The organism is Streptomyces sp. NPDC053560, from assembly GCF_044544605.1.
Lineage (GTDB): Bacteria > Actinomycetota > Actinomycetes > Streptomycetales > Streptomycetaceae > Streptomyces.
In genome coordinates this window covers 1-25,360 of sequence record NZ_JBITXI010000026.1, presented here as the reverse complement: position 1 = coordinate 25,360, position 25,360 = coordinate 1, and the positions used below count along the sequence as shown (strand labels likewise).

The window sequence follows — 25,360 nt, the reverse complement described above, 5'->3', positions numbered from 1 at the left end:
GATGGACATCCTCACCTACGCCTTCATGCAGCGGGCGCTGATCGCGGCCGCGCTGGTCGGCATCACCGCGCCCGCCGTCGGCATCTATCTCGTGCAGCGCCGCCAGGCGATCATGGGCGACGGCATCGGCCACGTCGCGCTGACCGGTGTCGCGCTCGGCGTGCTCCTCAACACCTCGCCGGTGTGGATGGCCGTCCTGGTCGCCACCATCGGCGCGGTGATCATGGAGCTGGTCCGCTCGTACGGCAAGACCCGCGGCGACATCGCGCTCGCCATGCTCTTCTACGGCGGCATGGCCGGCGGCGTACTGATCATCAACCTCGCCCCCGGCGGCTCCACCGCGAACCTCACGAGCTATCTCTTCGGCTCCATCACCAGCGTCTCCCCCGAGGACGTCACGGTCACCGCGATCCTGGCCGCCTTCGTGCTCGTGATCACGCTCGGCCTGCGCCGCCAGCTCTTCGCGATCTGCCAGGACGAGGAGTTCGCCCGCGTCACGGGCCTGCCGGTCCGCGTCCTGAACCTCCTGCTCGCGGTCACCGCCGCCGTCACCGTCACCGTCGCCATGCGCGCCGTCGGCCTGCTGCTCGTCAGCGCGCTGCTGGTGGTGCCGGTCGCGGCCGCCCAGCAGGCCACCCGCGGCTTCGCCGCGACCCTCGCCATCTCGGTGGCGATCGGCGTGATCGTCACCCTCTCGGGTACGGCCGTGTCGTTCTACGTGGACGTGCCGCCGGGTGCGAGCATCGTGCTGCTGGCCATCGCGGTGTTCGCCGTCTTCTCGCTGGTCGCCGCGCCACTGGCGAAAAGACGCGCGCGAGCTGTCGTCCGGGACGAGCAGGGGTGCACCCTGGAGGGGCCGGGCTGGGGGTCCCCCCAGCCCGAACGAAGTGGAGAGCTCGGGGGAGTGCCGGCCGCCCGGAAGCCGGCGGACGACGTCGGTGCGAGCGCACCGTGAGCGTACGGACGCAGGCGCGGGTGTAAGCGTCCCACCTGGCTTCCGGTCATCACCTGGCACAATGGCCGGACGTTCCGCAGGGGGATGTTCTACGCCTAAGGGAGGCAACGGTGGCGACGAGCGCGGGATCTCCGGTGCGCGGCCGGTCGACGCGGCAGCGAGCCGCCGTGGCCGCGGCTCTCGACGAGGTCGACGAGTTCCGCAGCGCACAGGAACTGCACGACATGCTCAAGCACCGGGGCGACTCGGTGGGGCTCACCACGGTCTACCGCACACTCCAGTCGCTGGCCGACGCCGGCGAGGTGGACGTGCTGCGCACCAGTGAGGGCGAGGCCGTCTACCGCCGGTGCAGCACCGACGATCACCATCACCACCTGGTCTGCCGCTCCTGCGGCAAGGCCGTGGAGGTCGAGGGCCCCGCGGTGGAGCGGTGGGCCGATCAGATCGCGGCGGAGCACGGCTTCCGTGACGTCGGGCACACGATCGAGATCTTCGGTACGTGCGGGGACTGCGCGAAGGCCGCGGAGGCGTCCTGAGGGGCGCCGGGAAGCAAGAAGGGCCCGGGGAAAGCCGTACGACGGCTCCCGGGCCCTTCAGCGTCCGCTCAGGCCTGCTGCCCGGCGCCCTCCTGCGCGGACCCGGAAACCTCGTTCGGCAGCGCGCCACCGAAGCGCCGGTCCCGCTTGGCGTACTCCATGCACGCGTCCCACAGGTTCCGCCGGTCGAAGTCCGGCCACAGCACGTCCTGGAAGACCATCTCGGCGTAGGCGCTCTGCCAGATCAGGTAGTTCGACGTGCGCTGCTCGCCGGAGGGCCGCAGGAACATGTCCACGTCCGGCATGTCCGGGTAGTACATGTACTTCGAGAAGGTCTTCTCGCTGACCTTCGACGGGTCCAGCCGGCCCGCCTTCACGTCCTCGGCCATCGCCTGCGCCGCGTCCGCGATCTCCGCGCGCCCGCCGTAGTTCATGCAGAAGTACAGCGTGAGGCCGTCGTTGTCCTTCGTCTGCTCCTGCGCGACCTGCAGCTCCTTGGCCACCGACTTCCACAGCTTGGGCATCCGTCCCACCCAGCGCACCCGGATCCCGAGCGCGTCCAGCTGGTCACGCGTCTTGCGGATGAAGTCGCGGTTGAAGTTCATCAGGAAGCGGACCTCGTCGGGCGACCGCTTCCAGTTCTCGGTGGAGAAGGCGTACAGCGAGATGGCCTTCACGCCCATCTCGATGGCGCCCTGCAGCACGTCCAGCACCTGCTCGGCACCGACCTTGTGCCCCTCGGTGCGCGGCAGCCCGCGCTCCTTGGCCCAGCGCCCGTTGCCGTCCATCACGATGGCCACGTGCTCGGGGACCAGCTCACCGGGGATCTTCGGCGGCCGCGCACCGGACGGGTGCGGCTCCGGCGCCTGGTACTCCCGCCGCGAACGGCCCAGAATCCCACGTCGTGCCATGCGTGCCACGTCTCCTAGTTCTTCGGGAAGCTCTTGGGTGGAGCTCTTGGGTGGTTACTTCTCTACGTAGCGGAGCGAGCGCAGTCCCCGCTCCAGGTGCCACTGCAGATACGCCGCGACCAGCCCGCTGCCCTCCCGGACGTGCCGGGCCTCGGCCGCGTCCGCCGTCTGCCAGTCCCCCGTCAGCAACGCGCTGAGCAGCGCGATCGACTCAGAGGAGGGTACGACGCTGCCGGGCACTCGGCACTCCCCGCATATCACTCCGCCCGCGCCGACCGAGAAGAACCGGTTCGGACCGGGCATTCCGCACCGCGCGCAGTCGTCAAAACTCGGTGCGTAGCCGTTCACGGCGAGCGACCGCAGCAGGAAGGCGTCGAGCACGAGATGCGGGGCGTGCTCCCCGTTGGCCAGCGTCCGCAGCCCGCCCACGAGGAGGAGGTACTGCTGCACCGCCGGCTCGCCCTCGTGATCGGTGAACCGCTCCGCCGTCTCCAGCATCGCGGTCCCCGCGGTGTACCGGTCGTAGTCCCGCACGATGCCGCCACCGTACGCGGCGATCGTCTCGCTCTGCGTGCACAGCGGCAGCCCGCGCCCGATCAGTTCCGAGCCCCGCGCGAAGAACTGCACGTCCACGTGGGAGAACGGCTCCAGCCGGGCGCCGAACTTCGACTTCGTACGCCGTACGCCGCGGGCCACGGCCCGAACCCTGCCGTGCCCGCGGGTCAGCAGCGTGATGATCCGGTCCGCCTCACCCAGCTTCTGGGTGCGCAGCACGACACCGTCATCACGGAACAGACTCATGGCGCCATTGTCGCGCACGCCGCGATATATACTGGAGAGCAGCATCATATATACGCCCCGTCCGCCGACCCGAAGGAGCAGCAGCCATGAGCCGCACTGTCATCGACCTCGACGACGAGGCGCTGGAGGCCGCCGCGAAGGAGCTCGGGACGACCACGAAGCGCGACACGATCAACACAGCGTTGCGAGAAGTGACCAACCGTTACCGGCGGTTGCGTGCGCTCGAAGAGTCGCGCCGACTCGTCGCCGAAGGCGCCTTGGACATGGACATCCTCTTGGACAAGAGCAAGTACCGGGGCGTGCGGGGCGATCAGGCAACCGAATCGCACCGGAGTGCATGAGTGCCCTTCGCCGACTATCTGATCGACACCTCCGCACTGGCCCGCGTCCTCCTCGGCAGGACCGCACCCGAGTGGGACGCGAAGATCGGCGCCGGCCTGGTCGCGATCTGCGATCTCACCGAGCTGGAAGTGCTGTACTCAGCCCGTTCCGCCAAGGACCGCGCGCAGGTGAAGAAGCGCCTCGACGCGTACTTCACCTGGTGCCCGCTCCCGGACGGCATCTACCGACGCGCGCGCGTCGTACAGGAAGAACTCACCGCCAAGGGCGAGCACCGCAGCGCCGGCCCCATCGATCTCCTGGTGGCCGCGGTCGCCGAGCAGTCGGACCTCACCCTGCTCCACTACGACCGCGGCTTCGACACCATCGCCCGCGCCACGGGTCAGCCGGTCCGGATCATCGATCTGGAGACCTGAGGCGCCTTCCGGCTTCCTCTCAGCCCACCTCGCCGCGGCTGCGGGCGTTCACGTACGCCGTGGCCGCGCTCAGCCGCTCCTGCGAGGTGGCGTCCCGTACCGCCTCGGGATCGCAGTCCCACTCCCGCCCGCCGCCCACCGGGCGCAGCTGGAGGTACGGCCCCTCGCTCCCCATCACCAGTCCCACTCTGCCCGTCCGGGTGTCCACGACGTACGAACCCACCGCGGCGCTCATCGCTCTTCGCTCGCTTTCTTCTCGTGCCATTGCTCGTGCTCCCGCAGCACGGCGATCACTTTCCGTGCCGTTCCGACCGTGCAGCGTCCGAATTCGACCAGCGGTCGAGGGGTTTCGTACGCGCACGAAATGAGGTCGAGACGGAGAGAAGGGAGCACGACACCGACCCGCGCGAACGCTTCCCGCAATTCCCGCACCGCCGCCTCCGCGTCCTCGATACTTTCCGCCGCCGACCGCCGGCCCCACTTTCCCGTCACGTTCTTTTCCTCCGGGAGATTTTCACTGTTCACATCCCCAGGATGGGGGTGCAGATCTAAAATCTGCAGCCGTGCGCGCACTACAACTGCGCGGCAGGGAGAAGGGGTTAGGCCATGGCCAAACCACGTCAGGCCGCGTGGGAATTCTTCGGCGCGGAGCTGAAACGACGGCGGGAGGCGGCCGGCTTCACGCAGCAGGAGCTGGGGGCTCGGGTCTTCGTGTCAGGCGGCTACATCGGCCAGTTCGAACAGGCTTTTCGGAAGCCGCAGCTGGACGTCGCCGAACGTATCGATGAGGCTCTGGAGACGGGCGGCTTTTTCGCTAGGCTGTGCGAAAAGTTGATTCACCACCCCAGCGTCATTCACTATTTCGCGCCGGTAGTGGAGCTGGAGCAGCACGCCACCAAGATCTGCGAATACGATCCGATGGTCGTGCCGGGGCTGCTCCAGACGCCCGGGTACACACGGGCACTCGTCGTTGCCGCGACCCCACTCAAGCCCGACAAATTCGTCGAGGAGATGGTGTCGGCCCGAATGGACCGCTCCCACATCTTCAAGCATGCGACGTCGCCCTCGTACTGGGTCATCCTGCACGAGGCTGCCCTCCGCAGCCCGGTCGGCGGGCCGGACACCATGGCGGATCAGCTGGACCACGTGGCGCGCTTCGCGCACGAGCGGCGGATCGTGGTGCAGGTGATCCCGTACGCGGCCGGGACGCCTGCGGCCGTGCGGCCGCTGCGGCTCATGGAGTTCGAGGACGCGCCGCCAACTGCCTATACGGAAGGCCAGTTTTCGGGTGAACTGCTGGACGATCCGGCCACGGTCACACGCTCGCGAGAGGTCTACGATCACCTCAGGGCCCTGGCTCTGTCGCCGGAGGCGTCCCTGCACCTGATCGATACGGCAGCGGAGGGCTGGAGACAATGCGCGTACAGGACCTGAGTGCCGTGGAATGGCGCAAGAGCAGTTACAGCGGCGGTGTCGGCGACAACTGCGTCGAGACCGCCGACCTCGTCGACATGCAAGCTGTCCGGGACAGCAAGAGCCCCGACGGTCCCGCCGTCATCTTCTCCGCCGACGCGTGGACACGGTTCATCGCAACCCTCAAGCCCTAAGACGGCGTACGCGCCGCGGCGAGGAGCCGCTCCGTGTCGGCCTCGTCAAGGAACAGCGCCGTGCCGACCGTCGTCAGGACCTCGCGTTCCGGGGCCGTGTAGGGGCCGTCCGCGAGGGCGATGCGCGCGCCCTGCAGCAGCAGGGATTCCCGCCCCGCAGGGGCAAGATGCGGGGCGAGCGGCTCCAGCGCTTCGTGGAGCTCTATGGCCAGCGCGGTCCCGCAGGGATCGAGCCCGTCGCGGCCGTCGTGGTACGTGCCGGGGAGCCGGCCCGTGTCCGCGGCCAGCGCGGCCAGCAGGGAGAGCAGCTGGTCCTCCGTGCACTCGGTGAAGCCGGAGGCGCGTACCACCGAGACGGCCTGTTCGCGGACCGGGCGCGCGGCCGTGCCGCCGGCTGCCAGGACCGCGAGCGCCACCGTGTGCACGGCGTCGCGGAGCATCGCGGAGAAGCGGGTGGTGGTCGGGTGGTCCAGGGCGTCGAGGCCGAAGTGGCCGCCGCAGGAGGAACATTCGAGTACGGGACCGGCCTCGCCGCGCGGGAGGACGGGGAGTCCGAGCAGGGTCAGCCGGCGCTTGCCCGTGCGGCGGCGGTAGTTGCGATCACCACCGCACTCGGTACAGAAGAACTCGCCGTCGGCGATCGTGCGCCACGACGTGCGCACGCCCACCAGACCCAGCTTGTGCATCACGTCGAACCTCCGTAACGCCCCCGTAGCCCATGGCGGGCACAGGCGGTGCCCACACGGCAACACTGCCGCGCTGACGTGATGTTAGCCACATGAAGTCCACCGCGTCAGCATGTCGTACGGGGAGATGCGGAAGGCTCCGCCCCTCGTCCATCCGAGGGGCGGGGCCTTCTGCGCGGCCTCATCGAGGGCCGGAAATCCGGCCCGGCGGTACGGTCCGGGACCCGGCCAGCGGGTTTACCGGACACACCCGTACGGGCGTCAGCGGCTCGCGCGGTTGACGGCGGAGACGACGGCCTTGATCGAGGCGCGGACGATGTTCGCGTCGATGCCTACGCCCCACAGGACCTTGTCGCCGATCGCGCACTCGATGTACGCGGCGGCCTGGGCGCCGGCGCCCTCGCTCATCGTGTGCTCGACGTAGTCCAGCAGCCGGACGTCGACGTCGATGGCGTGCAGCGCGTCGAAGAACGCGGCCAGCGGGCCGTTGCCGGTACCGGTCAGCACCGTGTCCTGGCCGTCGACGACCGCCTCGACGGTCAGCGCGTCGGTGCCCTCGGTCGTCGTGGAGGTCTGCGCGGAGCGCAGCGAGATGCGGCCCCAGGCGTTGTCCGGGGTGGGCAGGTACTCGTCCTGGAAGGTGGACCAGATGGCCGCCGGGGTGACCTCGCCGCCCTCGGAGTCGGTCTTCTCCTGGATGGTCCGGGAGAACTCGATCTGCATGCGGCGGGGCAGGTCCAGCTTGTGGTCGTTCTTCAGGACGTAGGAGATGCCGCCCTTGCCGGACTGGGAGTTGACGCGGATGACGGCCTCGTAGGAGCGGCCGACGTCCATGGGGTCGATGGGCAGGTACGGGACCGCCCACTCGAACTCGTCCACGCTCTTGCCCGCGGCGGCCGCTTCGGCCTCCCGCGCGTCGAAGCCCTTCTTGATGGCGTCCTGGTGGGAGCCGGAGAAGGCGGTGTAGACCAGATCGCCCGCGTAGGGGTGGCGCGGGTGGATCTCCATCTGGTTGCAGTACTCGGACGTACGGCGGATCTCGTCGATCTGAGAGAAGTCGATCATCGGGTCGACACCCTGCGAGAACAGGTTCATGCCCAGGGTGACCAGGTCGACGTTGCCGGTGCGCTCGCCCTGGCCGAACAGGCAGCCCTCGACGCGGTCGGCGCCGGCCATCACGGCCAGCTCGGCGGCGGCGACGGCGGTGCCGCGGTCGTTGTGCGGGTGGGTCGACAGGCAGACGTACTCACGGCGGGACAGCTTGCGGGACATCCACTCGAAGCGGTCCGCATGGGTGGAGGGCGTGGAGCGCTCGACCGTGGCGGGCAGGTTCAGGATGATCTCGCGGCCCTCCTCGGGCTGCCAGACGTCCATGACCGCCTCGCAGACCTCCAGGGCGAAGTCCAGCTCGGTGTCGGTGAAGATCTCGGGGCTGTACTGGTAGCCGAAGATCGTCTCGTCGCCCAGGATCTTCTCGGCGTACTCCATGACCAGCCGCGTGCCGTCCACGGCGATCTGCTTGACCTCTTCCTTGGAGCCGCGGAAGACGACCCGGCGGAAGGTGGGCGCCGTGGCGTTGTACAGGTGCACCGTCGCGCGGTGGGCGCCGCGCAGCGACTCGACGGTCTTCTCGATCAGCTCTTCGCGGGCCTGCGTCAGGACGGAGATCGTCACGTCCTCGGGGATCGCGCCCTCTTCGATGATGGAGCGTACGAAGTTGAAGTCGGTCTCGCCGGAGGAGGGGAAGCCGACCTCGATCTCCTTGTAGCCCATCTTGACCAGCAGGTCGAACATCTCGCGCTTGCGGGCGGGCGACATGGGGTCGATCAGTGCCTGGTTGCCGTCACGCAGGTCGGTCGACAGCCAGCGCGGAGCCTTGGTGATGCGCTGGTCCGGCCACGTGCGGTCAGGAATGTCCACCGCTTCGTAGCGGCCGTACTTGTGCACCGGCATGCCGGACGGCTTCTGCTGGATGGCAGCGGCGGTGATGGGGGTCGGGCGACCGATGGCGTTCTCGGGCTTCGACATGATGCGCAGGGCTCCTCTAAGTCCGCTCTATGGGGACCCCCCTGCTCGAAGAGCTAGGGGGAGGCCGACGGGCTGGCAAACCGCAACACCGAACTCCGCGGGGAGGGGGTCGGCCTACGACTACAGGCCCTCGCCGCGGCAGCTAAGGAGAAGCAGCCCGAAACGCATGATGCTCAGCACCTTAGCCGAGACCCAAGGCGAATGGACGTCCCGTATCAGTATGCGGGACTGAAGATCCGTTGTGGCCGTTTAGCGACCAAGCACACATTCCAGGGAATCTCGGCAGTGGGGAGTGACACAGCTCACACGGAGTGTCACGCTCGCCGCATGGACGCCACTTCCTCGAACACCAGCCATCCCTTCTGCGGGATCGTCCCCCCGCACCTCCTCGATCACCTCTCCCGCCTGGAGAACTCCACGATCGCCGGCCGTGCCCGCCGGACCCTGGAGCACGACGCCCTCCAGCGCACCCGCCGCCGCCTCACCACCGTCCGCGGCATGGCGGCGCCGGCCGAAGCCCGGTCCGGCAGCGACAAGCCGCAGCGCACGATCTACGACGCGGAAGGCCGGGAGACGCTGCCCGGCAAGAAGGTGCGCGGCGAGTCCGACGAGGCCGGTTCCGACTCCTCGGTGAACCGCGCCTTCGCGGGCCTCGGCGCCACGTTCGAGCTGTTCTTCAAGGGGTACGAGCGGCACTCCATCGACGGTGCCGGACTGCCGCTGGACGCCACGGTCCATTACGGCAAGGAGTACAACAACGCCTTCTGGGACGGCGAGCGGATGGTCTTCGGGGACGGCGACGGCGAGCTGTTCCTGGACTTCACCACCTCCCTGGACGTGATCGGCCACGAGCTGACCCACGGCGTCACGCAGTACACCGCCAACCTGGAGTACCTCGGCCAGTCCGGCGCGCTGAACGAGTCGGTCTCGGACGTCTTCGGCTCGCTGATCAAGCAGTACTCCCTCAAGCAGACCGCCGAGCAGGCGGACTGGCTCATCGGCGACGGGCTGCTCGGCCCGGAGGTCGACAAAGGGAAGGCGCTGCGCTCGATGAAGGCGCCGGGCACCGCGTACGACGACGACGTCCTCGGCAAGGACCCGCAGCCCGCCACGATGGACGGGTACGTGGAGACCTCGCAGGACAACGGCGGTGTGCACATCAACTCCGGCATCCCCAACCACGCCTTCTACCTCACGGCGATGTCGCTCGGCGGCAACGCCTGGGAGCGCGCGGGCCGGATCTGGTACGACGTGCTGACCGGCGGCGAGCTCGCGAAGGACGCCCAGTTCACGGATTTCGCCAAGTTGACGATCGACGCGGCCAAGGCGCGCTACGGCGACCAGGGTGCGGAGCACGAGGCGCTGGTCAAGGCCTGGTCGCAGGTGGGCGTCACCAACAGCCGGGGTCATTGACCCGGGGCGTCCTGAGGAGAAGGCTGCCGTCATGCGGATTCGTGTGAGGCGCACCGGCGGCTTCGCCGGCATCGAGAAGTACGCCGAGATCGACACCGCCGGCCGGGCCGACGCAACGCAGTGGGACGACCTGGCCGAGCGGGCCCTGGCCGAGGGCCGCAGTGAGCCGCCGGTGGGAGTGCCGGACGGCTTCGCGTACCAGATCACGGTCGACGACCGGACGGTGTACTGCGCCGATCCCCGGCTGACCGATCCCCAGCGCAAGCTGATCACCCGGGTGCTGAAGGAAGGCGCGTGACGACGCGTGCCAGGGGTGCGGGCCGGCGGCTCCGCCCGCGCCCTTGACACGTTACTGAAGGGTCAAGAAGATCCCGCCCATGACGCCGCCGCCCCCGCGCCACCCGTCGCCCGGCTCCCTCCCCCTCCCCCGCTTCCCCGCCGACTTCCTGTGGGGCGTGTCCACCTCGGCGCAGCAGATCGAGGGCGCGGTGGACGAGGACGGGCGCGGCCGCTCGTCCTGGGACGCGTTCACGGCCGTGCCGGGCCGGGTGAAGGACGGCTCCGACTCCGCCGTCGCCACCGGCCACTACCACCGCTACCGCGAGGACGTCGGCCTGCTCGCGGACCTCGGCGCCGGCGCCTACCGCTTCTCGGTCTCCTGGCCCCGCGTCCTCCCGGGCGGCACGGGCCGGGTCAACGCGGCGGGCCTGGACTTCTACGACCGGCTGGTCGACGAGCTGCTGGCCGCCGGGGTGCAGCCGCTCCCGACCCTCTACCACTGGGACACCCCGCAGCCGCTGGAGGAGGCGGGCGGCTGGCTCGTACGGGACACGGCGCACGCCTTCGCCGCGTACGCGGACGTGGTCGCGGCCCGCCTCGGCGACCGCGTACCGCGCTGGATCACGCTGAACGAACCGGCCGAGGTCACCCTCCTCGGCTACGGCCTGGGCGTGCACGCGCCGGGCAGGAAGCTGCTCTTCGACGCGCTGCCCGCGGCCCACCACCAGCTCCTCGGGCACGGCCTCGCGCTCCAGGCGCTCCGGGCCCGCGGCGCCGACAGCGTCGGCATCGCCAATTCCCACGGCCCGACCTGGCCCGCCTCGGAGGCACAGGCCGACCGGGACGCGGCAGACCTCTACGACCTCCTCCTCAACCGCCTCTTCGCCGACCCCCTGCTGCTCGGCCACTACCCCGACGAGGAGCTGGCCGCACTGCTCCCGGGCTCGGTGGCGGAGGACCTGAAGGTCATCTCCCAGCCCCTGGACTGGTACGGCATCAACTACTACCAGCCGACGCGCGTGGGAGCGCCCGACCCAGCGGCCCCCACCACCGACCTCGGCGGCATCCCGCTGCCGCCCGAGCTGCCCTTCGCGCACCGCGAGATCACGGACCGGCCCCGTACCGCCTTCGGCTGGCCGGTCGTCCCCGAGGCGCTGACCGAGCTGCTCACCACCTTCCACGACCGCTACGCCGCCGCCCTGCCGCCCGTCGTCATCACCGAGAACGGCTGCTCGTACGACGGCATCGAGGACCACGAACGGATCGCCTTCCTCGACGGCCACCTGCGGGCGCTGCACGAGGCGATGACGGCCGGGGTGGATGTCCGGGGCTACTTCGTCTGGTCACTCCTGGACAACTTCGAATGGGCCGAGGGCTACGCGCAGCGCTTCGGCCTGGTCCACGTCGACTACGCCACCCTGACCCGCACCCCGAAGGCGTCCTTCCACTGGCTGCGGGACGCGCTGCGGGCCCAGCGGTGAGACCGGCGGCGGGCCCGGCGGCGGCTGCGGACGCCCTGGCCGAGCCCGCCGAACGGGTCGGCGGCGGCTGGACCGGCGCCCTCTCCCTCGCCAACGGGGCGCTGTGGGTCGGCTGGTTCGGCCCGCTGCAGATCCTCCTGGCGCTCCAGGCCGCCGAGCTGGCGCCGCCGGGCACCGCCAAGGAATCCGTACTGGCCTGGGTGACGGGCGCGGGCGCCGCCGTCGCACTGGCCGCCACGCCCGTCTTCGGCGCGGTCTCGGACCGTACGGCGTCCCGCTTCGGCCGCCGGCGGCCCTGGATCGTGGGTGGCGTCGCCGGGGGCGCGGGCGGCCTGCTCCTGCTGTCGGCGGCCGCAACCTGGCCCGTCATGCTGCTGGGCTGGTGCCTGGTGCAGCTCGCGCTGAGCGCCGCGTTCGCCGCCCTCACCGCCGCGGTGCCGGACCGGGTGCCGCGCCGGCAGCGCGGCGCGGTCGGCGGCTGGCTGGGCGTCGCCCAGATCCTCGGCATCCTCGCCGGTACCGGGCTCGCCACCGCGGCCGGCGGCATCGCCGCGGGCTATCTCGCCTGCGCCGCCTTCACGCTGCTCGCGCCGCTCCCGTACGTCCTGCTCCACCGCGACCCGGTACTGCCGGCCGACCGCCGCCCGCCCTTCGTATGGCGCGACTTCCTGCACGGCTTCCGGCTCGGCCCGCGCCGCCACCCGGACCTGGCCTGGGCCTGGCTGACCCGCTTCCTGATCAACCTCGGCAACTCACTGGTCCTGCTCTACCTGCTGTACTACCTGCGCGACGCGCTGCACCACCCGGACCCGGAGAGCGGCGTCCTGCTCCTGACCGCGGTCAACGGCGCCCTGCTGCTGGCCACGGTCGTGGTGGCCGGTCACTGGTCGGACCGCGTGGGCCGCCGCAAGCCGTTCGTGTTGTGGGCCGGGGTGCTGATGACGGTGGCGACCGTGCTGCTCGCCTGCTGGCAGACCTGGCCCGGGGCGCTGGTCGCCGCCGCGACGCTGGGCATCGGCTTCGGCGTGTTCACCTCGGTCGACTTCGCCCTCATGACGGACGTCCTGCCGGCCGCCGCCGACCGCGGCAAGGACCTGGGCATCATCAACATCGCCAATTCGCTGCCCCAGGTGATCGCCCCGGCGCTGGCGGCCCCGGTGGTCCGCCACCTGGGCGGCTACCCCGCGCTGTATCTGACGGCCGCGGCGGTCGGTCTGGCGGGCGCGCTCTTCGTACGCCGCATCCGGGGCGTGGCGTGACGTGTCCTGGTGGGGTGACGCGCCTCAGTGGGTGACTCGTCTCGTGGCGAGACGGGCTCCTTCAGAGGTGCGGCGTGCTCCCCGTCCTCAGAAGCCGAGCTTGCGCAGCTGCTTCGGGTCCCGCTGCCAGTCCTTGGCGACCTTCACGTGCAGGTCCAGATAGACCGGGGTACCGAGCAGCGCCTCGATGTGCTTGCGCGACTTCATCCCGACCTCCTTCAGGCGCTTGCCCTTGGGGCCGATGATGATGCCCTTCTGGCTGGGCCGCTCGATGTAGACGAAGGCGTGGATGTCGAGCAGCGGCTTGTCGGCGGGCCGGTCCTCGCGCGGCAGCATCTCCTCGACGACGACCGCGATGGAGTGCGGCAGCTCGTCCCGTACGCCTTCGAGCGCGGCCTCGCGGATCAGCTCCGCGACCATGACCTGCTCGGGCTCGTCGGTGAGGTCGCCCTCCGGGTACAGCGGCGGGCTCTCGGGCAGCATCGGCACCAGCAGATCGGCCAGCAGCCCCACCTGGCCGGCCCCTCGCCCACCACCGCCCTTGCCGGAGGAGCTTCGCTCCGCCCCTTCCGATGCCACCGCCGACACCGGAATGATCTCGGCCCACTCGATCCCGAGCTCGTGCCCGAGCTTGTCGATGGCGAGCAGCTGCTCCGCGAGCGTCTTGGAGTCCACGAGGTCGCTCTTGGTCACGATGGCGACCTTCGGCGTCTTCTTGACCTCCGCCAGCTCACCGGCGATGAACCGGTCGCCAGGACCGATCTTCTGGTCGGCGGGCAGACAGAACCCGATCACGTCGACCTCGGCCCAGGTGGTCCGCACGACGTCGTTCAGCCGCTCGCCCAGCAGCGTGCGCGGCTTGTGCAGCCCCGGGGTGTCGACGAGGACGAGCTGCGCGTCCGGGCGGTGCACGATGCCGCGGACGGTGTGCCGGGTGGTCTGCGGCCGGTTGGAGGTGATGGCCACCTTCGTACCGACGAGAGCGTTCGTCAGGGTCGACTTGCCCGCGTTCGGGCGGCCGACGAAGCACGCGAAGCCGGCGCGGTACGGGGCGGAGGAGTCTGTACGAACGCTCATGGCGCCCATTCTCCCCGATCGCGGGCATGCCACCGACCACCGGGCCGGTCGGACCGGTCCGGTGGTCACCACGGGCGGCCGGTCGGCCGGGCCGGTGGTCCTGGCGGGCCGCGGTGGTCAGCCCGCCTTGACGGTCTCGCGCACCGCGCCGTCGGGGCCTGCGACCAGCACGGGCGTCTGCGCGCCGCCCAGGTCCCGGACGGCGGCCCGGTCCGCGTCGGCGACGGTCGCCGCCTCGGTGACCACGGCGGCGGCCTCCAGGGACTGCGCACCGCTGGCGACGGCCATCGCGACGGCCGTCTGCAGGGCGGACAGCTTCAGGGAGTCCAGGGCCACGGTGCCCGCGACGTACGTACGTCCGGTCTCGTCCCGCACGGCGGCACCCTCGGCGACACCGTTCCTGGCACGGGCCGAACGGGCGAGGGTGACGATCTTGCGGTCTTCGCTTTCGCTCATGTGGCCGACCCTACCGGTGCGCGGGGCGCCGGTGATTTGCCGGGTGCGGCACGGTTCGCTGCCGCGGGGGGACCTGAACACTGCCGGGTGCGGCACCGTTTCGCCTGCGGCGGGCCGGTCCGCTGCGCGGGGCTTGGCGTTACGGGGGCGGGTGGAAAAGACAACGACAGGTGCGTGCGTCAGCCGGCCACTGAGTACATTCCGCCGCGGCGTCCCTCCGGGGAGAGGAGGCGGAGGAGCTTTGCCTCTGTCTCCTCATCGGGCTGGGCGTTGTGCATGACCACGGTCAGGTCTTGCCGGGACGGCACGCGTAGCTGTGTGGACTCGAAACGGAGGGTGCCCACCAGGGGGTGTTCCATTTCCTTCGGGAGCTGGCCGCCGACGGTGACATCCTGTTGGGCCCACAGGCGGGCGAAGTCCTCGCTGGCCGCCGACGCCTCCCTCACGACCTCCGCGAAGCCCTCGTCGCCAGGGCGTTCCGAGCAGGCCGCGCGGTACTGGGCGACCACCTGGGGCGCGATGCGCTCCCAGCTCTTGGCACGTGACCGGTACACCGGGTCCGTGAAGTAGGCGATCACGCAGTTCGGCGGGACGCCCGGCTGTCCGTGGCCCATGACCAGCCGCGACGCCTCGTTGTACGCGACGGTGTTCCAGTACGGGTCCATGATGTGCGCCGGGAACGGCAGCCACGCGTCGATCATCCGCTGGAGCCCCTCGCAGATCGGATCGCCGTCGTACTCGGAGCGCGGGAGCGGCGGGTTCAGCCCGGCCAGTACGTACAGATGGCGCCGTTCGGCGTCGCGCAGCTTCAGCACCCGCGCCACCGCGTCCAGCACCTGCGGCGAGACGCTGATGTCGCGGCCCTGCTCCAGCCACTGGTACCAGGAGGCGCCGACCCCGGCGAGCACCGCGACCTCCTCGCGGCGCAGCCCCGGCGTGCGGCGCCGCCCGCCGTCGGGCAGCCCCGCCTCGGCCGGGCTCACCCGCTCCCGGCGCGCCCGAAGGAACGCACGCAGCTCCTCGCGCCGCCGCGGTTTGTCCTCCCGCATGGCACGCACACTCGTACCGGGCTCCGACACGCCATTCCCCCTGGTCCCTGGCTGGTGGTGCGAACACCACGATAAGTCGCCGCTCCCCACGGGTTATTCCGTACGGCGAGGCTCGGTCCATGCCAACCGAGACCATCGCCCCGCCGTCCCCCGCGGCCATGTCCGCTCCCCCCACCGGTATGTCCGGCCGGGACCGGCTCATCCTCCTCATCCTCTGCGCCGCGCAGTTCATCGTCGCCCTGGACTTCTCGATCCTGAACGTCGCGCTCCCGGTGCTGGGCAGGGACCTCGGCATGGGCCAGGCCGACCTCCAGTGGGCGGTCACCGCCTTCGCCCTGCCGTCCGGCGGCTTCCTCCTGCTCTCCGGCCGGATCGCCGACCTCTACGGCCGCCGCCGGCTGTTCCTCACCGGCCTCGGGCTCTTCGCCGCGGCCTCCGTCCTGGCCACCGTGGCCTGGTCGCCCGCCGTGTTCCTCGCCGGGCGCGCACTGCAGGGCGTCGGGGCTGCCGTCATCGTGCCGACCGGCATGGCCCTGCTCACCACCACCTTCGCCGAAGGCCCGCAGCGCGAACGCGCCCTGGGCATCAGCGGCACCCTGCTGTCCCTGGGCTTCACCGTCGGCATGGTCCTCGGCGGCGTCCTCACCGACTCCTTCGGCTGGCGCTCGACGATGGGCCTGCTGGCCGTGGCCGGCGCGGGCATCCTCGCCCTCGCGCCCACGCTCCTGACCGAGAGCCGCCGCCCGGACCGCCCCCGGATCGACGTACCGGGCGCGGTCACCGTCACCGGCGGCCTCCTGGCCCTGATCTACGCCCTCTCCACAGCCGCGACAAACGGCTTCGCCCACGCGGATGTCCTGATCACTCTCGTAGCGGGCTTCGCGCTCCTCATCGCCTTCGTCCTCATCGAGGCCCGCTCCCCCGAACCGCTGGTCTCCCTGCCCATGCTCCGCCGCCCGACGGTCGCGTTCGGCAACCTGGCGGGCCTCACCACGGTCTCGATGATGAGCACCGTCGTCTTCCTCCTGACCCTCTACCTCCAGGAGGTCCTGCACCTCTCACCGTTCCGCACCGGCCTGATCTTCGGCGTCCAGGGCGTAGTCTCCGCGTTGGCCGGCATCATCGCCCCTCGCCTGATCGCCCGCGTCGGCGCCCGCCGCACGCTCCTGAGCGGTCTACTCGTCCAGGCAGCCCTGACGGCCTCCCTCCTGGGCCTGGGCACGGGCGCAGCCTCAGCTTGGCTCGCCATGGCAGGCGTCACCTTGGCCTCCCTGGGCCACCTCTGGGTAATCGTCTCCTACGGAGTCACGGCCACCTCAGGCCTCCGCAACGAGGAGCAGGGCCTGGCCACAGGCCTGGTAACCAGCGCCCAGCAAATCGGCATGACGGTAGGCATCCCCCTGCTGAGCGCCCTGACCTCCGCACGCGTGACTTCGGAGCAGGCGCACGGGGCCGACTTCGCCGGAGCGACCCTCAGCGGAGTCCGACTGGGCCTGGCGGCCGACGCGGCCATCGTGCTGACAGTCGCCGTCCTGGTCACCTTCGGGCTCCGCAGGCGCACCCGCACGGTATGACCCGGAGGGACATGCCGTCTTTTCACCACCCACCGACGGGAGGGGGCGGGTCGTAGCGGTAGGGGGTCCGGACGTAAAGCGAAGCAGTCCGGACCCCCTGCCGCGGAGGCCCGACCCCGTAACGCCAAGCCCCGCGCAGCGGACCGGCCCGCCGCAGGCGAAACGGCGCGGCACCCGGCAACGTACGGGTCGTTACTCCGCGTCCCCCGGCGCGCCAGGCGCCCCCGCGCCAACCGGTTCGACGAGCACCGTAACGATCTTGTTCCGCCGCCCCGCCGGCGACTCCGCCGTAAGCCGAAGCGCCTTGAGCGCAGGATCAACGGCACCCTCCGTCAGATCCACCTCCGCCTGCGCGCCGGCGATCGGTACGCGTCCCAGCCGCTTCGCCAGCAGCCCGCCGACCGTTTCCACGTCCTCGTCGTCCAGCTCCAGGCCGTACAGCTCGCCGAGGTCGCCGATGTCCAGGCGGGCGGTGACCCGGTACCGGCCGTCGCCCAGCTCCTGCACCGGTGGCAGTTCCCGGTCGTACTCATCCGTGATCTCGCCGACGATCTCTTCGAGAATGTCCTCGATCGTGACGATCCCGGCCGTGCCCCCGTACTCGTCGATGACGACCGCAACATGATTGCGGTCGCGCTGCATCTCACGCAGCAGGTCACCCGCGTTCTTCGTGTCCGGCACGAACACCGCGGGCCGCATCGCCGTCGACACCAGCTCCGTCTCCGCGTCGCGGCTGATGTGCACCTTGCGGGCGAGGTCCTTGACGTAGACGACACCCACGACGTCGTCCTCGCTCTCGCCCGTCACGGGGATGCGCGAGAAGCCGGAGCGCAACGCCAGCGTGAGCGCCTGGCGGATCGTCTTGAAGCGCTCGACGGACACCAGGTCCGTACGCGGCACCATCACCTCGCGCACGAGGGTGTCGCCGAGCTGGAAGACGGAGTGCACCATGCGGCGCTCGTCGTCCTCGATCAGCGATTCCTGCTCCGCGAGGTCGACCATGGCGCGCAGCTCGGCCTCCGAGGCGAAGGGGCCCTTGCGGAAGCCCTTGCCCGGGGTGAGCGCGTTACCCAGCAGGATCAGCAGTTGCGGGATCGGTCCCATGATCCGGGCGAGCGGCAGCAGGACGTACGCGGCGGCCGTCGCGGTGTTCAGCGGATGCTGGCGGCCGATCGTACGCGGCGAGACCCCGACCGCGACGTACGAGACGAGCACCATCACCGCGATGGCGACGGTCAGCGCCTCCCACGTTTCCTCGAAGTGCTGCACACACGCATACGTGACGACCACGGCGGCAGCCATCTCGCAGCCGACCCGCACCAGCAACGCCACATTGAGGTAGCGCGTCGGATCCGCGGCAACAGCGGCAAGCTTCGTGGCGCCGCGCCGGCTCGACCGTACGGCCTCGTCGGCGCGGAAGCTGGTCGTACGGGCGAGGCCCGCCTCCGCACAGGCGGCGAGCCACGCGACCACGACCAGGAGGACCGCGACGGCGATCAATTGGGCGGACACCGCGTCACCGGGTCGTGGGCGCCGGGGACGGGCCCTCGATGCCGCGCTCGGCTCGCCAGCCGTCGACGATCGCCGCCTGGAGGCCGAACATCTCGGCCTTCTCGTCCGGCTCCTCGTGGTCGTACCCGAGGAGGTGGAGGACGCCGTGGACGGTGAGCAGCTGCAGCTCCTCGTCCATGGAGTGCCCGGTCGGCGCGTCCTCGCCCTGCTTCTTGGCGACCTCGGGGCAGAGGACGATGTCGCCGAGGAGCCCCTGCGGGGGCTCCTCCTCGTCCTTGGCCGGCGGCCGCAGCTCGTCCATCGGGAAGGACATCACGTCGGTCGGGCCCGGGAGGTCCATCCACTGGATGTGGAGCTGCTCCATGGCCTCGGCGTCGACCACGATCACCGACAGCTCGGACAACGGGTGGATACGCATCCGGGCGAGGGCGTAGCGGGCGACGTCGAGGACCGCCTGCTCGTCGATGTCCGTACCGGACTCATTGTTGACGTCGATTGCCATCGTTGCTCTGCTCAGTGCTTTCCGTTGCGGCTGTCGTACTGCTCGTACGCGTCGACAATACGGCCCACGAGCTTGTGCCGGACGACGTCGGTGCTGGTGAGGCGCGAGAAATGGACGTCATCGACGCCGTCCAGGATCTCCTGGACCTGGCGCAGGCCGCTCTTCGTCCCGCCGGGCAGGTCGATCTGCGTCACGTCACCCGTGATCACGATCTTCGAATCGAAGCCGAGCCGGGTGAGGAACATCTTCATCTGCTCGGGGTTCGTGTTCTGCGCCTCGTCGAGGATGATGAACGCGTCGTTCAGCGTCCGGCCGCGCATGTACGCCAGCGGCGCGACCTCGATCGTCCCGGCGGCCATCAGGCGCGGGATGGAGTCGGGGTCGAGCATGTCGTGCAGCGCGTCGTAGAGCGGGCGCAGATACGGGTCGATCTTCTCGTAGAGCGTGCCGGGCAGGAAGCCCAGGCGCTCGCCCGCCTCGACCGCGGGCCGGGTCAGGATGATGCGGTTGACCTGCTTGGACTGCAGGGCCTGCACCGCCTTGGCCATGGCGAGGTAGGTCTTGCCCGTACCGGCGGGGCCGATGCCGAAGACGACGGTGTGCTTGTCGATGGCGTCGACGTACCGCTTCTGGTTCAGCGTCTTCGGGCGGATCGTACGGCCCCGGTTGGAGAGGATGTTCTGCGTGAGCACCTCTGCCGGGGTCTCGCTCGTCCCGCCCTCGCCGTCCTCCGCCGAACGCAGCATGGCGATCGAGCGTTCCACTGCGTCCTCCGTCATCGGCTGTCCGGTGCGGAGCACCAGCATCATCTCGTCGAACAGGCGCTGGATCAGCGCGACGTCCGCGGGATCTCCGACCGCGCTGACCTCGTTGCCACGGACGTGGATGTCGACCGCCGGAAAGGCGTTCTCGATCACGCGCAGCAGCGAGTCCCCCGACCCCAGGACCGTGACCATGGGGTGCTTGGGCGGGACGGTGAACTGGGCGCGCGCCTGCTGATTGGTGGGTGTCTGCGTCATGGGCCGGCTCTGTGGCCTGCTGATCCCCATTTCTACGTAGCGATGCCTGCGGCTCTCCTGAGCACGTCCAGGGTACGACGCGGCACCGACATCGACGGAGAACTTTTAGCGGCGCCCCGATGACGGCCCCGTGGGGAGGGCGCGGGCGACTCGCTCTCGGGGCGAATCGAACGGCCGTCGCCCCCTTGCTCAGGGGTTACCCAAGAGGCCCGGCGCGCATCCGGCCCGCGGCTACTTCGTGCGGCGAAAGCCGATCGTCGGGAGGGCTCGGGCCAGGGGCCACTGGCGGTAGGCGGCCGGGAGGACGCCCTCCAGGAACGCGTACCGCTCCCGCAGCGGGAGGACGCCGCGGTCGCCGTTTCCCGTGCCCTCCAGCGCGTCCGTGTGGTGGTCGCGGACCTGCTGCCACCACGTGGCGATCTCCGACCAGCCGGGCGCCGAGAGGGACCCGCCGAACTCCTGTACCGACAGCGCGGCCGTCAGCCCCGCGAACGCCAGCCGGTCGGCCAGCGGCCACCCCGCGAGCGTGCCCGTCACGAAGCCCGCCACGAAGACGTCGCCGGCGCCGGTCGGGTCCAGCGCCTCCACCGCGATCGCCGGCACCTCGGCGCTCTCGCCGGTCCGCGCGTCCACCGCGCAGGCGCCCCGCGCGCCCATCGTGACCACCGCGACCGGCACCAGGTCGGCGAGCTTCCGGGCGGCGGCCTGCGGCGAGTCCGTACGCGTGTACCGCATCGCCTCCTCGGCGTTCGGCAGGAACGCCTCGCAGTGTTCGAGGTCGGCGAGGTCGGCGGGATCCCAGCGTCCGGTGTCGTCCCAGCCCACGTCCGCGAAGATCCGGGCGCCGCGCCCCGCCGCGCAGCCCAGCCAGCCCTCGCGGCGCCCCGGCACCAGCGAGGCCACGCAGGCGCGGGACGGGGGCGGACAGCCGGGCGCGTGCTCGCCGTCGAATGCGGACTCCGGGGGCGGCGCCTCGTGCCCGTGCGAGACCATCGTGCGCTCGCCCTCGTACGCCATCGATACGGTCACCGGCGAGTGCCATCCGGGCACCTTCCGCGACATCGACAGGTCGATGCCCTCGCCCTGGCGCAGCGCGTCCCAGCAGTACTCGCCGTACATGTCGTCCCCGAAGGCCGCCGCCAGCGAGGTGTGCAGGCCCAGCCGGGCCAGCGCCGTCGCCATGTTGGCGACTCCGCCGGGGCTGGAACCCATGCCGCGCGCCCAGGACTCGGTGCCACGGACGGGCGCCGAGTCCAGCCCGGTGAAGATGACGTCGAGGAACACCGTGCCCGTGAGGTAGACGTCCGTGGCCGGGTCCCGCGGTCCACGGACGGCGGCGAGCGGGTCGAGCACCGTCGGCACGGGACTCGTGGGAGCGAACCGTTCTCCGTCTTGAGCGCTCACCTTGCCTGCCCCTTTCGTCCGTGCGCGTCACGCCAGTGTGCCGGATGACGGGGCCGCGCGGCCGCCGGCGGGGCGGGTTCGCGTCCGCGTTCGTGCGGTGGGCCGGTCCTGCTCCTGCGTGCGGTACGTTCCGGCCCATGAGGCTCACGATTCTCGGTGGCGGCGGTTTCCGGGTACCGCTGGTCCACCGCGCGCTGCTCGACGACCCCACGCGCGCCGTGACGGAGGTGACGCTGTACGACACCGACGCGGACCGGCTGCGGGTGATCGCGACCGTCCTGGAGCAGCAGGCGGCGGGGCGCGAGAAGCCGGTGAAGGTACGGCTCGCCACGGACCTCGACGACGCCCTGCGCGGCGCGGACTTCGTGTTCTCCGCGATCCGCGTCGGCGGTACGGCGGGCCGCGTCGCCGACGAGCGGATCCCGCTCTCCGAGGGCGTGCTCGGCCAGGAGACGGTGGGCGCCGGCGGCGTGCTCTACGGGCTGCGGACCATCCCCGTGGCGCTGCGGATCGCCGAGCGGGCCGCGGCGCTGGCGCCGGACGCCTGGATCATCAACTTCACCAACCCGGCGGGCATGGTCACCGAGGCGATGGCGGAGGTGCTGGGCGACCGGGTCATCGGCATCTGCGACTCGCCGGTCGGCCTGGTGCGGCGCGCCGCACGCGCGGCGGGCGCCGATCCGGACGCGGTGCGGTACGACTACGTGGGGCTCAACCACCTCGGCTGGCTCCGCTCGTTGACCGCCGGCGACGGCCGCGACCTGCTTCCGGGGCTGCTCGCCGACCCCGAAGCGCTCGGGTCGTTCGAGGAGGGGCGGCTCTTCGGGGCGGAGTGGCTGCACGCCCTCGGGGCGCTCCCCAACGAGTACCTGCATTACTACTACTTCCGCCGCGAGACGCTCGCCTCCGTGGCGGAGAGCGACGAGCCCCGCGGCGCCTTCCTCGACCGGCAGCAGGGCGGCTTCTTCGAGGCGGCGGCGCAGCGTCCGGAGGACGCGTACGGGCTGTGGGAGCGCACGCGCCTGGAGCGCGAGGAGACGTACATGGCCGAGAGCCGGGAGGCCGGCGGCGGCTGGCAGCGCGACAGCTGCGACCTGGAGGGCGGCGGGTACGACCGGGTGGCGCTGGCGCTGATGCACGCGATCGCCGACGACCGGCGGACCCGGCTGATCCTGAACGTGCGCAACGGTACGACCGTTCCGGCGCTCGCCCCCGAGGCGATCATTGAGACGGTGTGCGAGGTGGGGTCGGACGGCGCCACCCCGCTGCCGTGCGCGCCGCTCCGCGAGGACCAGTTGGGGCTGATGCTCCAGCTGAAGGCGGTGGAGCGGGCGACCGTGGAGGCGGCCGTCTTCAAGGACCGCGAGGCGGCGCTACGGGCCCTCGCGCTGCACCCGCTGGTCGACTCCCCCGCCGTGGCCGCCCGCATCCTGGAGCGGGCCACTGGCTGAGCGGCGGGCGGACCGGGCGGCCGCGTGGCTGGACGGTCGGACGGTCGGACGGTCGGACGCTAGCGGTTGGCGGTCTCGGTCAGCTGGGCGAGGCGGCGCTGCACGTCGTCGATGGCTCCGCTCTTGCCCGGCACCCGGCCGCGCAGGTTCGCCAGCTCCACGCCCAGGTCCCGGATGCTGTCCCGGTCGCTGACCTGGTGCCAGCAGTGGTGGGCGCGGTCCACGGCCGCCGTGACCTCGGGGTCCGTGGCGTTCTGCCCGCCGGCCAGCCGGACGTGCGCGGACCGCATCCACAGCCCGCTCGCCCGCACCGGCTCCTCGGCCTGGCGCGCCAGCTCGGCCTGTACCTCGATCCAGTGCACCGCCTCGGGCGACACGGGCCCGTGGCTACGGAGCGCCGCCTGCTCCCAGGCGGCGGCCATCGCGGCGGCCTCGCCGTGCCGCCCGGCGGCGGCCGCGGCGAACACCGCATGGTGCGGCTCCTCGACGGGCGCCGCACCCGGCACCGGGGGTATCGCCGCCACCACGGGAATCGGCGGCCGCGCGGGCATGGGCGGCAGGGGCACGGGGGTGGCGGCGGGAGTCTCCGATGCCTCCGAGCGCACCTCCTCGGGGGCCGGGGGTGTCGCCGCCTCGGATACCTCGGAACGCTGTGCCTCAGGGGCCTTGGAGAGCTGCACCTCGGGGGTCTCGGAGGACACCATCTCGGGGGTCTCGGAGGACGCCGTCTCGGGCGGCTCGGGCGCCTCGGGAGGCGTCACCGCCGGGGAGGCCGGTGTGGCCGCGGGGGCCAACTCGTAGTCGTCCGGCTCCGGCGTCGGCTCCGGCGCAGCCGCCGCGGCAGCCGCAGGTCCCGGCTCGGGCGCGACCGCGCCGTACGCCAGCACCGGCGCGCTGTACTCCAGCACAGACGCGTCGTACTCCGGCACCGGCCCGCCGTACTCGGCCCGAGGCGCCCCGTACTCGACAACAGGCACGTCGTGCCCGGCAACAGGCGCGTCGTACCGGGCAGCCGCCGGCGCCCCGTTGTCGGCCGGGACGAACGCCTCCGGCGCGCCGGGCGCCACTGGCGCGGACCCCGCGGCAGGCGTGACCGCAGGCGCACCCGCAGGCCACCCGCCCGGCGTCCCGTCGGCGGCCGGCACCCCGCCCAGCCACAGCGTCGCCGCCCCGTCCAGCGCGGCGGTGCGCGCCACGTGGGCGTGCAGCTCCTCCGTACCGGGCCGTTGATGCGCCGCGCGCAGCGCCTGCGCAAGGGCCTGGCTGTACGCCGGCTGCGGCCGGCTCCGCTTGTCGGTCCGCTGCACCGTGCCGTACAGCAGGAATGGTCCGCTCAGCAGCAGCTGCCCCGCGCCCAGTTGCTGCCAGACCTCCGGCGCCGCCGCCAGGTCGGCCACGACCGTGGTGCTGCCCGGCGCCCGGTGCTGGAGCTCCGCGGCGAGCCAGTGCCACGGCAGCGCCGTGTACCGGACCGTACGCGGCGCCGTGCGGGCCAGCGCCAGGTGCGGTCTGCCCTGCCGCGCGTCCACCTGGAGGTGCCCGGCCAGATAGATGAACAGCGGGCCCTCGACGCCGGCCGCGGTGCGGATGTGGGTCAGCACCGTGTTCGGGTCGTCGGGGTTGGCCAGCTGCACGGCACTGGCGTACGCGGCACCCACGAGGTGCGCCGGCGGAACGGCGGCCAGCTGCGGCAACACGGTGGTCGCCGGCAGTGCCCCCCGCCGTACCGGCGGATCGGCGGCAATCAGCAATGCGTATCCGTGCGCGGTCGGTGCTGTGCTGGTTGCCATACCGAGCACGGTAACCGGCCCGCCTGACAGAGTGCAGGGGATAGCGGCGCAAAGGTTCGAAAACCGGCAGCAAGTGACACCGGTACGGCCCGTCTCAGTGGCCCCGCGCGATCCACTCTTCCACGTGCGGTGCCTCGGCCCCGATGGTGGTGCTGTCGCCGTGACCGGTCAGCACCTTCGTCTCGGGCGGCAGGCTCAGTAGCCGTTCGCGGATGGATTCGACGATGGTCGGGAAGTCCGAGAATGATCGTCCGGTCGCGCCCGGCCCGCCCTGGAAGAGCGTGTCACCGCTGAACACGACGCCCAGGTCGGGCGCGTGGAAGCAGACCGCGCCCGGCGCGTGTCCCGGCGTGTGCAGCACCGTGAGGTCCGTACCGGCGATGGTCAGTACCTGCCCGTGCGCCAGCTCCCGGTCGGGCGCCCCGCTCGGATAGGTCTGCTTCCACAGCGGCAGGTCGTCGGGGTGGAGATGGATCGTCGCGCCGGTACGGGCCGCCAGCGCGGGCGCGGCGTCGATGTGGTCGTCGTGCGCGTGCGTGCAGAGGATCGCCCGCAGCCGCCGCCCACCGAGTGCGGCGAGGATCGCGTCCGCGTCGTGCGCCGCGTCGATGACGACCGCTTCCTCGTCATCGCCGACGATCCAGACGTTGTTGTCGACGTCCCAGGTCCCGCCGTCCAGCGAGAACGTCCCCGACGTCACCAGGTGGTCGATGCGCGCCGCCATCAGAGCACCACCACCGAGCGGAGAACGTCACCCTCGTGCATCCGCGCGAACGCCTTCTCCACGTCCTCGATCCCGATCGTCTCCGTCACGA

27 protein-coding genes are annotated in these 25,360 nt (G+C 71.1%); 12 read left to right on the top strand and 15 right to left on the bottom strand.

Features of this window, described 5'->3' with window-relative positions; genetic code table 11:
* Window position 1: 1 nt before the first annotated feature.
* Together ACIGQF_RS37950 and ACIGQF_RS37945 are read left to right on the top strand one after the other, a co-directional pair.
* The gene (locus ACIGQF_RS37950; RefSeq protein ID WP_399720487.1) at window positions 2-955 is read left to right on the top strand and encodes a metal ABC transporter permease; all 954 of its coding nucleotides are present in this window, start codon (window positions 2-4) and stop codon (window positions 953-955) included.
* Between the two features lie 110 nt (window positions 956-1,065).
* Window positions 1,066-1,491, top strand: coding sequence for a transcriptional repressor (locus ACIGQF_RS37945; RefSeq protein WP_361557412.1), 426 nt, complete (start codon window positions 1,066-1,068; stop codon window positions 1,489-1,491).
* 68 nt (window positions 1,492-1,559) lie between these two features.
* On the opposite strand, the gene ACIGQF_RS37940 is transcribed toward ACIGQF_RS37945, so the two are convergent.
* Window positions 1,560-2,402, bottom strand: coding sequence for an isoprenyl transferase (locus ACIGQF_RS37940; RefSeq protein ID WP_399720484.1), 843 nt, complete (start codon window positions 2,400-2,402; stop codon window positions 1,560-1,562).
* Window positions 2,403-2,456: 54 nt separating this feature from the next.
* A complete protein-coding gene (gene recO / locus ACIGQF_RS37935; RefSeq protein ID WP_399720482.1) occupies window positions 2,457-3,203 on the bottom strand; it encodes a DNA repair protein RecO in 747 nt (248 codons plus the stop codon).
* Window positions 3,204-3,289: 86 nt separating this feature from the next.
* On the opposite strand from recO, the gene ACIGQF_RS37930 reads away from it, so the two are divergent.
* Window positions 3,290-3,544 (top strand): type II toxin-antitoxin system VapB family antitoxin, encoded by a 255-nt coding sequence (locus ACIGQF_RS37930; RefSeq protein WP_399720479.1) that lies wholly within the window; start codon window positions 3,290-3,292, stop codon window positions 3,542-3,544.
* Window positions 3,545-3,958 carry a PIN domain nuclease gene (locus ACIGQF_RS37925; RefSeq protein WP_399720476.1) on the top strand — a complete coding sequence of 138 codons (414 nt, stop codon included), beginning with the start codon at window positions 3,545-3,547 and terminating at the stop codon, window positions 3,956-3,958.
* Window positions 3,959-3,977: 19 nt separating this feature from the next.
* On the opposite strand, the gene ACIGQF_RS37920 is transcribed toward ACIGQF_RS37925, so the two are convergent.
* Together ACIGQF_RS37920 and ACIGQF_RS37915 are read right to left on the bottom strand one after the other, a co-directional pair.
* A complete protein-coding gene (locus ACIGQF_RS37920) occupies window positions 3,978-4,193 on the bottom strand; it encodes a hypothetical protein (protein WP_399720473.1) in 216 nt (71 codons plus the stop codon).
* Window positions 4,190-4,483: a hypothetical protein gene (locus ACIGQF_RS37915; RefSeq protein WP_399720471.1), complete on the bottom strand. Its 294-nt coding sequence runs from the start codon at window positions 4,481-4,483 to the stop codon at window positions 4,190-4,192. The genes ACIGQF_RS37920 and ACIGQF_RS37915 overlap by 4 nt, the downstream gene beginning before the upstream one ends.
* 81 nt (window positions 4,484-4,564) lie before the next feature.
* Here ACIGQF_RS37915 and ACIGQF_RS37910 point away from each other — a divergent pair, with 81 nt between their 5' ends.
* Both ACIGQF_RS37910 and ACIGQF_RS37905 read left to right on the top strand, forming a co-directional pair.
* Entirely contained in the window at window positions 4,565-5,392 is an 828-nt protein-coding gene (locus ACIGQF_RS37910) for a helix-turn-helix domain-containing protein (RefSeq protein ID WP_399720469.1), read from the top strand.
* The gene (locus ACIGQF_RS37905; protein WP_399720466.1) at window positions 5,374-5,565 is read left to right on the top strand and encodes a DUF397 domain-containing protein; all 192 of its coding nucleotides are present in this window, start codon (window positions 5,374-5,376) and stop codon (window positions 5,563-5,565) included. Before ACIGQF_RS37910 ends, ACIGQF_RS37905 begins: the two co-directional genes overlap by 19 nt.
* Here the strand turns inward: ACIGQF_RS37905 and ACIGQF_RS37900 are convergent.
* Both ACIGQF_RS37900 and leuA read right to left on the bottom strand, forming a co-directional pair.
* Window positions 5,562-6,251, bottom strand: a complete 690-nt coding sequence (locus ACIGQF_RS37900; protein ID WP_361557760.1) for a TerB family tellurite resistance protein — start codon at window positions 6,249-6,251, stop codon at window positions 5,562-5,564. The two genes, ACIGQF_RS37905 and ACIGQF_RS37900, sit on opposite strands and share 4 nt — an antisense overlap.
* Window positions 6,252-6,512: 261 nt before the next feature.
* The gene (gene leuA / locus ACIGQF_RS37895; protein WP_399720463.1) at window positions 6,513-8,279 is read right to left on the bottom strand and encodes a 2-isopropylmalate synthase; all 1,767 of its coding nucleotides are present in this window, start codon (window positions 8,277-8,279) and stop codon (window positions 6,513-6,515) included.
* Between the two features lie 327 nt (window positions 8,280-8,606).
* On the opposite strand from leuA, the gene ACIGQF_RS37890 reads away from it, so the two are divergent.
* From ACIGQF_RS37890 to ACIGQF_RS37875, 4 genes are all read left to right on the top strand, one after another.
* The gene (locus ACIGQF_RS37890; RefSeq protein ID WP_399720461.1) at window positions 8,607-9,692 is read left to right on the top strand and encodes a M4 family metallopeptidase; all 1,086 of its coding nucleotides are present in this window, start codon (window positions 8,607-8,609) and stop codon (window positions 9,690-9,692) included.
* Between the two features lie 31 nt (window positions 9,693-9,723).
* Window positions 9,724-9,990, top strand: a complete 267-nt coding sequence (locus tag ACIGQF_RS37885) for a protealysin inhibitor emfourin (RefSeq protein ID WP_399720457.1) — start codon at window positions 9,724-9,726, stop codon at window positions 9,988-9,990.
* A 79-nt stretch (window positions 9,991-10,069) separates the two neighbouring features.
* A complete protein-coding gene (locus ACIGQF_RS37880; protein WP_399720454.1) occupies window positions 10,070-11,452 on the top strand; it encodes a GH1 family beta-glucosidase in 1,383 nt (460 codons plus the stop codon).
* Window positions 11,449-12,711: an MFS transporter gene (locus ACIGQF_RS37875; protein WP_399720451.1), complete on the top strand. Its 1,263-nt coding sequence runs from the start codon at window positions 11,449-11,451 to the stop codon at window positions 12,709-12,711. The genes ACIGQF_RS37880 and ACIGQF_RS37875 overlap by 4 nt, the downstream gene beginning before the upstream one ends.
* Before the next feature lie 87 nt (window positions 12,712-12,798).
* Here ACIGQF_RS37875 and ACIGQF_RS37870 read toward each other — a convergent pair whose 3' ends face one another.
* The 3 genes from ACIGQF_RS37870 to ACIGQF_RS37860 all read right to left on the bottom strand — a co-directional run bounded on the left by ACIGQF_RS37870 (window position 12,799) and on the right by ACIGQF_RS37860 (window position 15,293).
* Complete coding sequence (locus ACIGQF_RS37870; RefSeq protein WP_399720448.1) at window positions 12,799-13,788, bottom strand: GTPase Era; 990 nt, start codon at window positions 13,786-13,788, stop codon at window positions 12,799-12,801.
* A 117-nt stretch (window positions 13,789-13,905) separates the two neighbouring features.
* Entirely contained in the window at window positions 13,906-14,244 is a 339-nt protein-coding gene (locus ACIGQF_RS37865; protein ID WP_399720445.1) for a cytidine deaminase, read from the bottom strand.
* 179 nt (window positions 14,245-14,423) lie between these two features.
* The gene (locus ACIGQF_RS37860) at window positions 14,424-15,293 is read right to left on the bottom strand and encodes a helix-turn-helix transcriptional regulator (protein ID WP_399720442.1); all 870 of its coding nucleotides are present in this window, start codon (window positions 15,291-15,293) and stop codon (window positions 14,424-14,426) included.
* 119 nt (window positions 15,294-15,412) lie between these two features.
* Here ACIGQF_RS37860 and ACIGQF_RS37855 point away from each other — a divergent pair, with 119 nt between their 5' ends.
* On the top strand, window positions 15,413-16,867 hold the full coding sequence (locus tag ACIGQF_RS37855) for an MFS transporter (protein WP_399720439.1): 1,455 nt from the start codon (window positions 15,413-15,415) through the stop codon (window positions 16,865-16,867).
* A gap of 192 nt (window positions 16,868-17,059) precedes the next feature.
* On the opposite strand, the gene ACIGQF_RS37850 is transcribed toward ACIGQF_RS37855, so the two are convergent.
* From ACIGQF_RS37850 to ACIGQF_RS37835, 4 genes are all read right to left on the bottom strand, one after another.
* The gene (locus ACIGQF_RS37850; protein WP_399720436.1) at window positions 17,060-18,379 is read right to left on the bottom strand and encodes a hemolysin family protein; all 1,320 of its coding nucleotides are present in this window, start codon (window positions 18,377-18,379) and stop codon (window positions 17,060-17,062) included.
* 4 nt (window positions 18,380-18,383) lie between these two features.
* Window positions 18,384-18,881, bottom strand: a complete 498-nt coding sequence (gene ybeY / locus ACIGQF_RS37845) for an rRNA maturation RNase YbeY (protein ID WP_052869606.1) — start codon at window positions 18,879-18,881, stop codon at window positions 18,384-18,386.
* An 11-nt stretch (window positions 18,882-18,892) separates the two neighbouring features.
* Complete coding sequence (locus ACIGQF_RS37840; RefSeq protein WP_399720432.1) at window positions 18,893-19,900, bottom strand: PhoH family protein; 1,008 nt, start codon at window positions 19,898-19,900, stop codon at window positions 18,893-18,895.
* A 231-nt stretch (window positions 19,901-20,131) separates the two neighbouring features.
* Entirely contained in the window at window positions 20,132-21,304 is a 1,173-nt protein-coding gene (locus ACIGQF_RS37835; protein WP_399720429.1) for a carbohydrate kinase family protein, read from the bottom strand.
* A 137-nt stretch (window positions 21,305-21,441) separates the two neighbouring features.
* On the opposite strand from ACIGQF_RS37835, the gene ACIGQF_RS37830 reads away from it, so the two are divergent.
* On the top strand, window positions 21,442-22,755 hold the full coding sequence (locus ACIGQF_RS37830; RefSeq protein ID WP_399720426.1) for a 6-phospho-beta-glucosidase: 1,314 nt from the start codon (window positions 21,442-21,444) through the stop codon (window positions 22,753-22,755).
* Window positions 22,756-22,814: 59 nt separating this feature from the next.
* On the opposite strand, the gene ACIGQF_RS37825 is transcribed toward ACIGQF_RS37830, so the two are convergent.
* The gene (locus ACIGQF_RS37825) at window positions 22,815-24,545 is read right to left on the bottom strand and encodes a hypothetical protein (protein ID WP_399720423.1); all 1,731 of its coding nucleotides are present in this window, start codon (window positions 24,543-24,545) and stop codon (window positions 22,815-22,817) included.
* A gap of 94 nt (window positions 24,546-24,639) precedes the next feature.
* Window positions 24,640-25,269: an MBL fold metallo-hydrolase gene (locus tag ACIGQF_RS37820; protein ID WP_399720421.1), complete on the bottom strand. Its 630-nt coding sequence runs from the start codon at window positions 25,267-25,269 to the stop codon at window positions 24,640-24,642.
* Window positions 25,270-25,360: the final 91 nt, after the last annotated feature.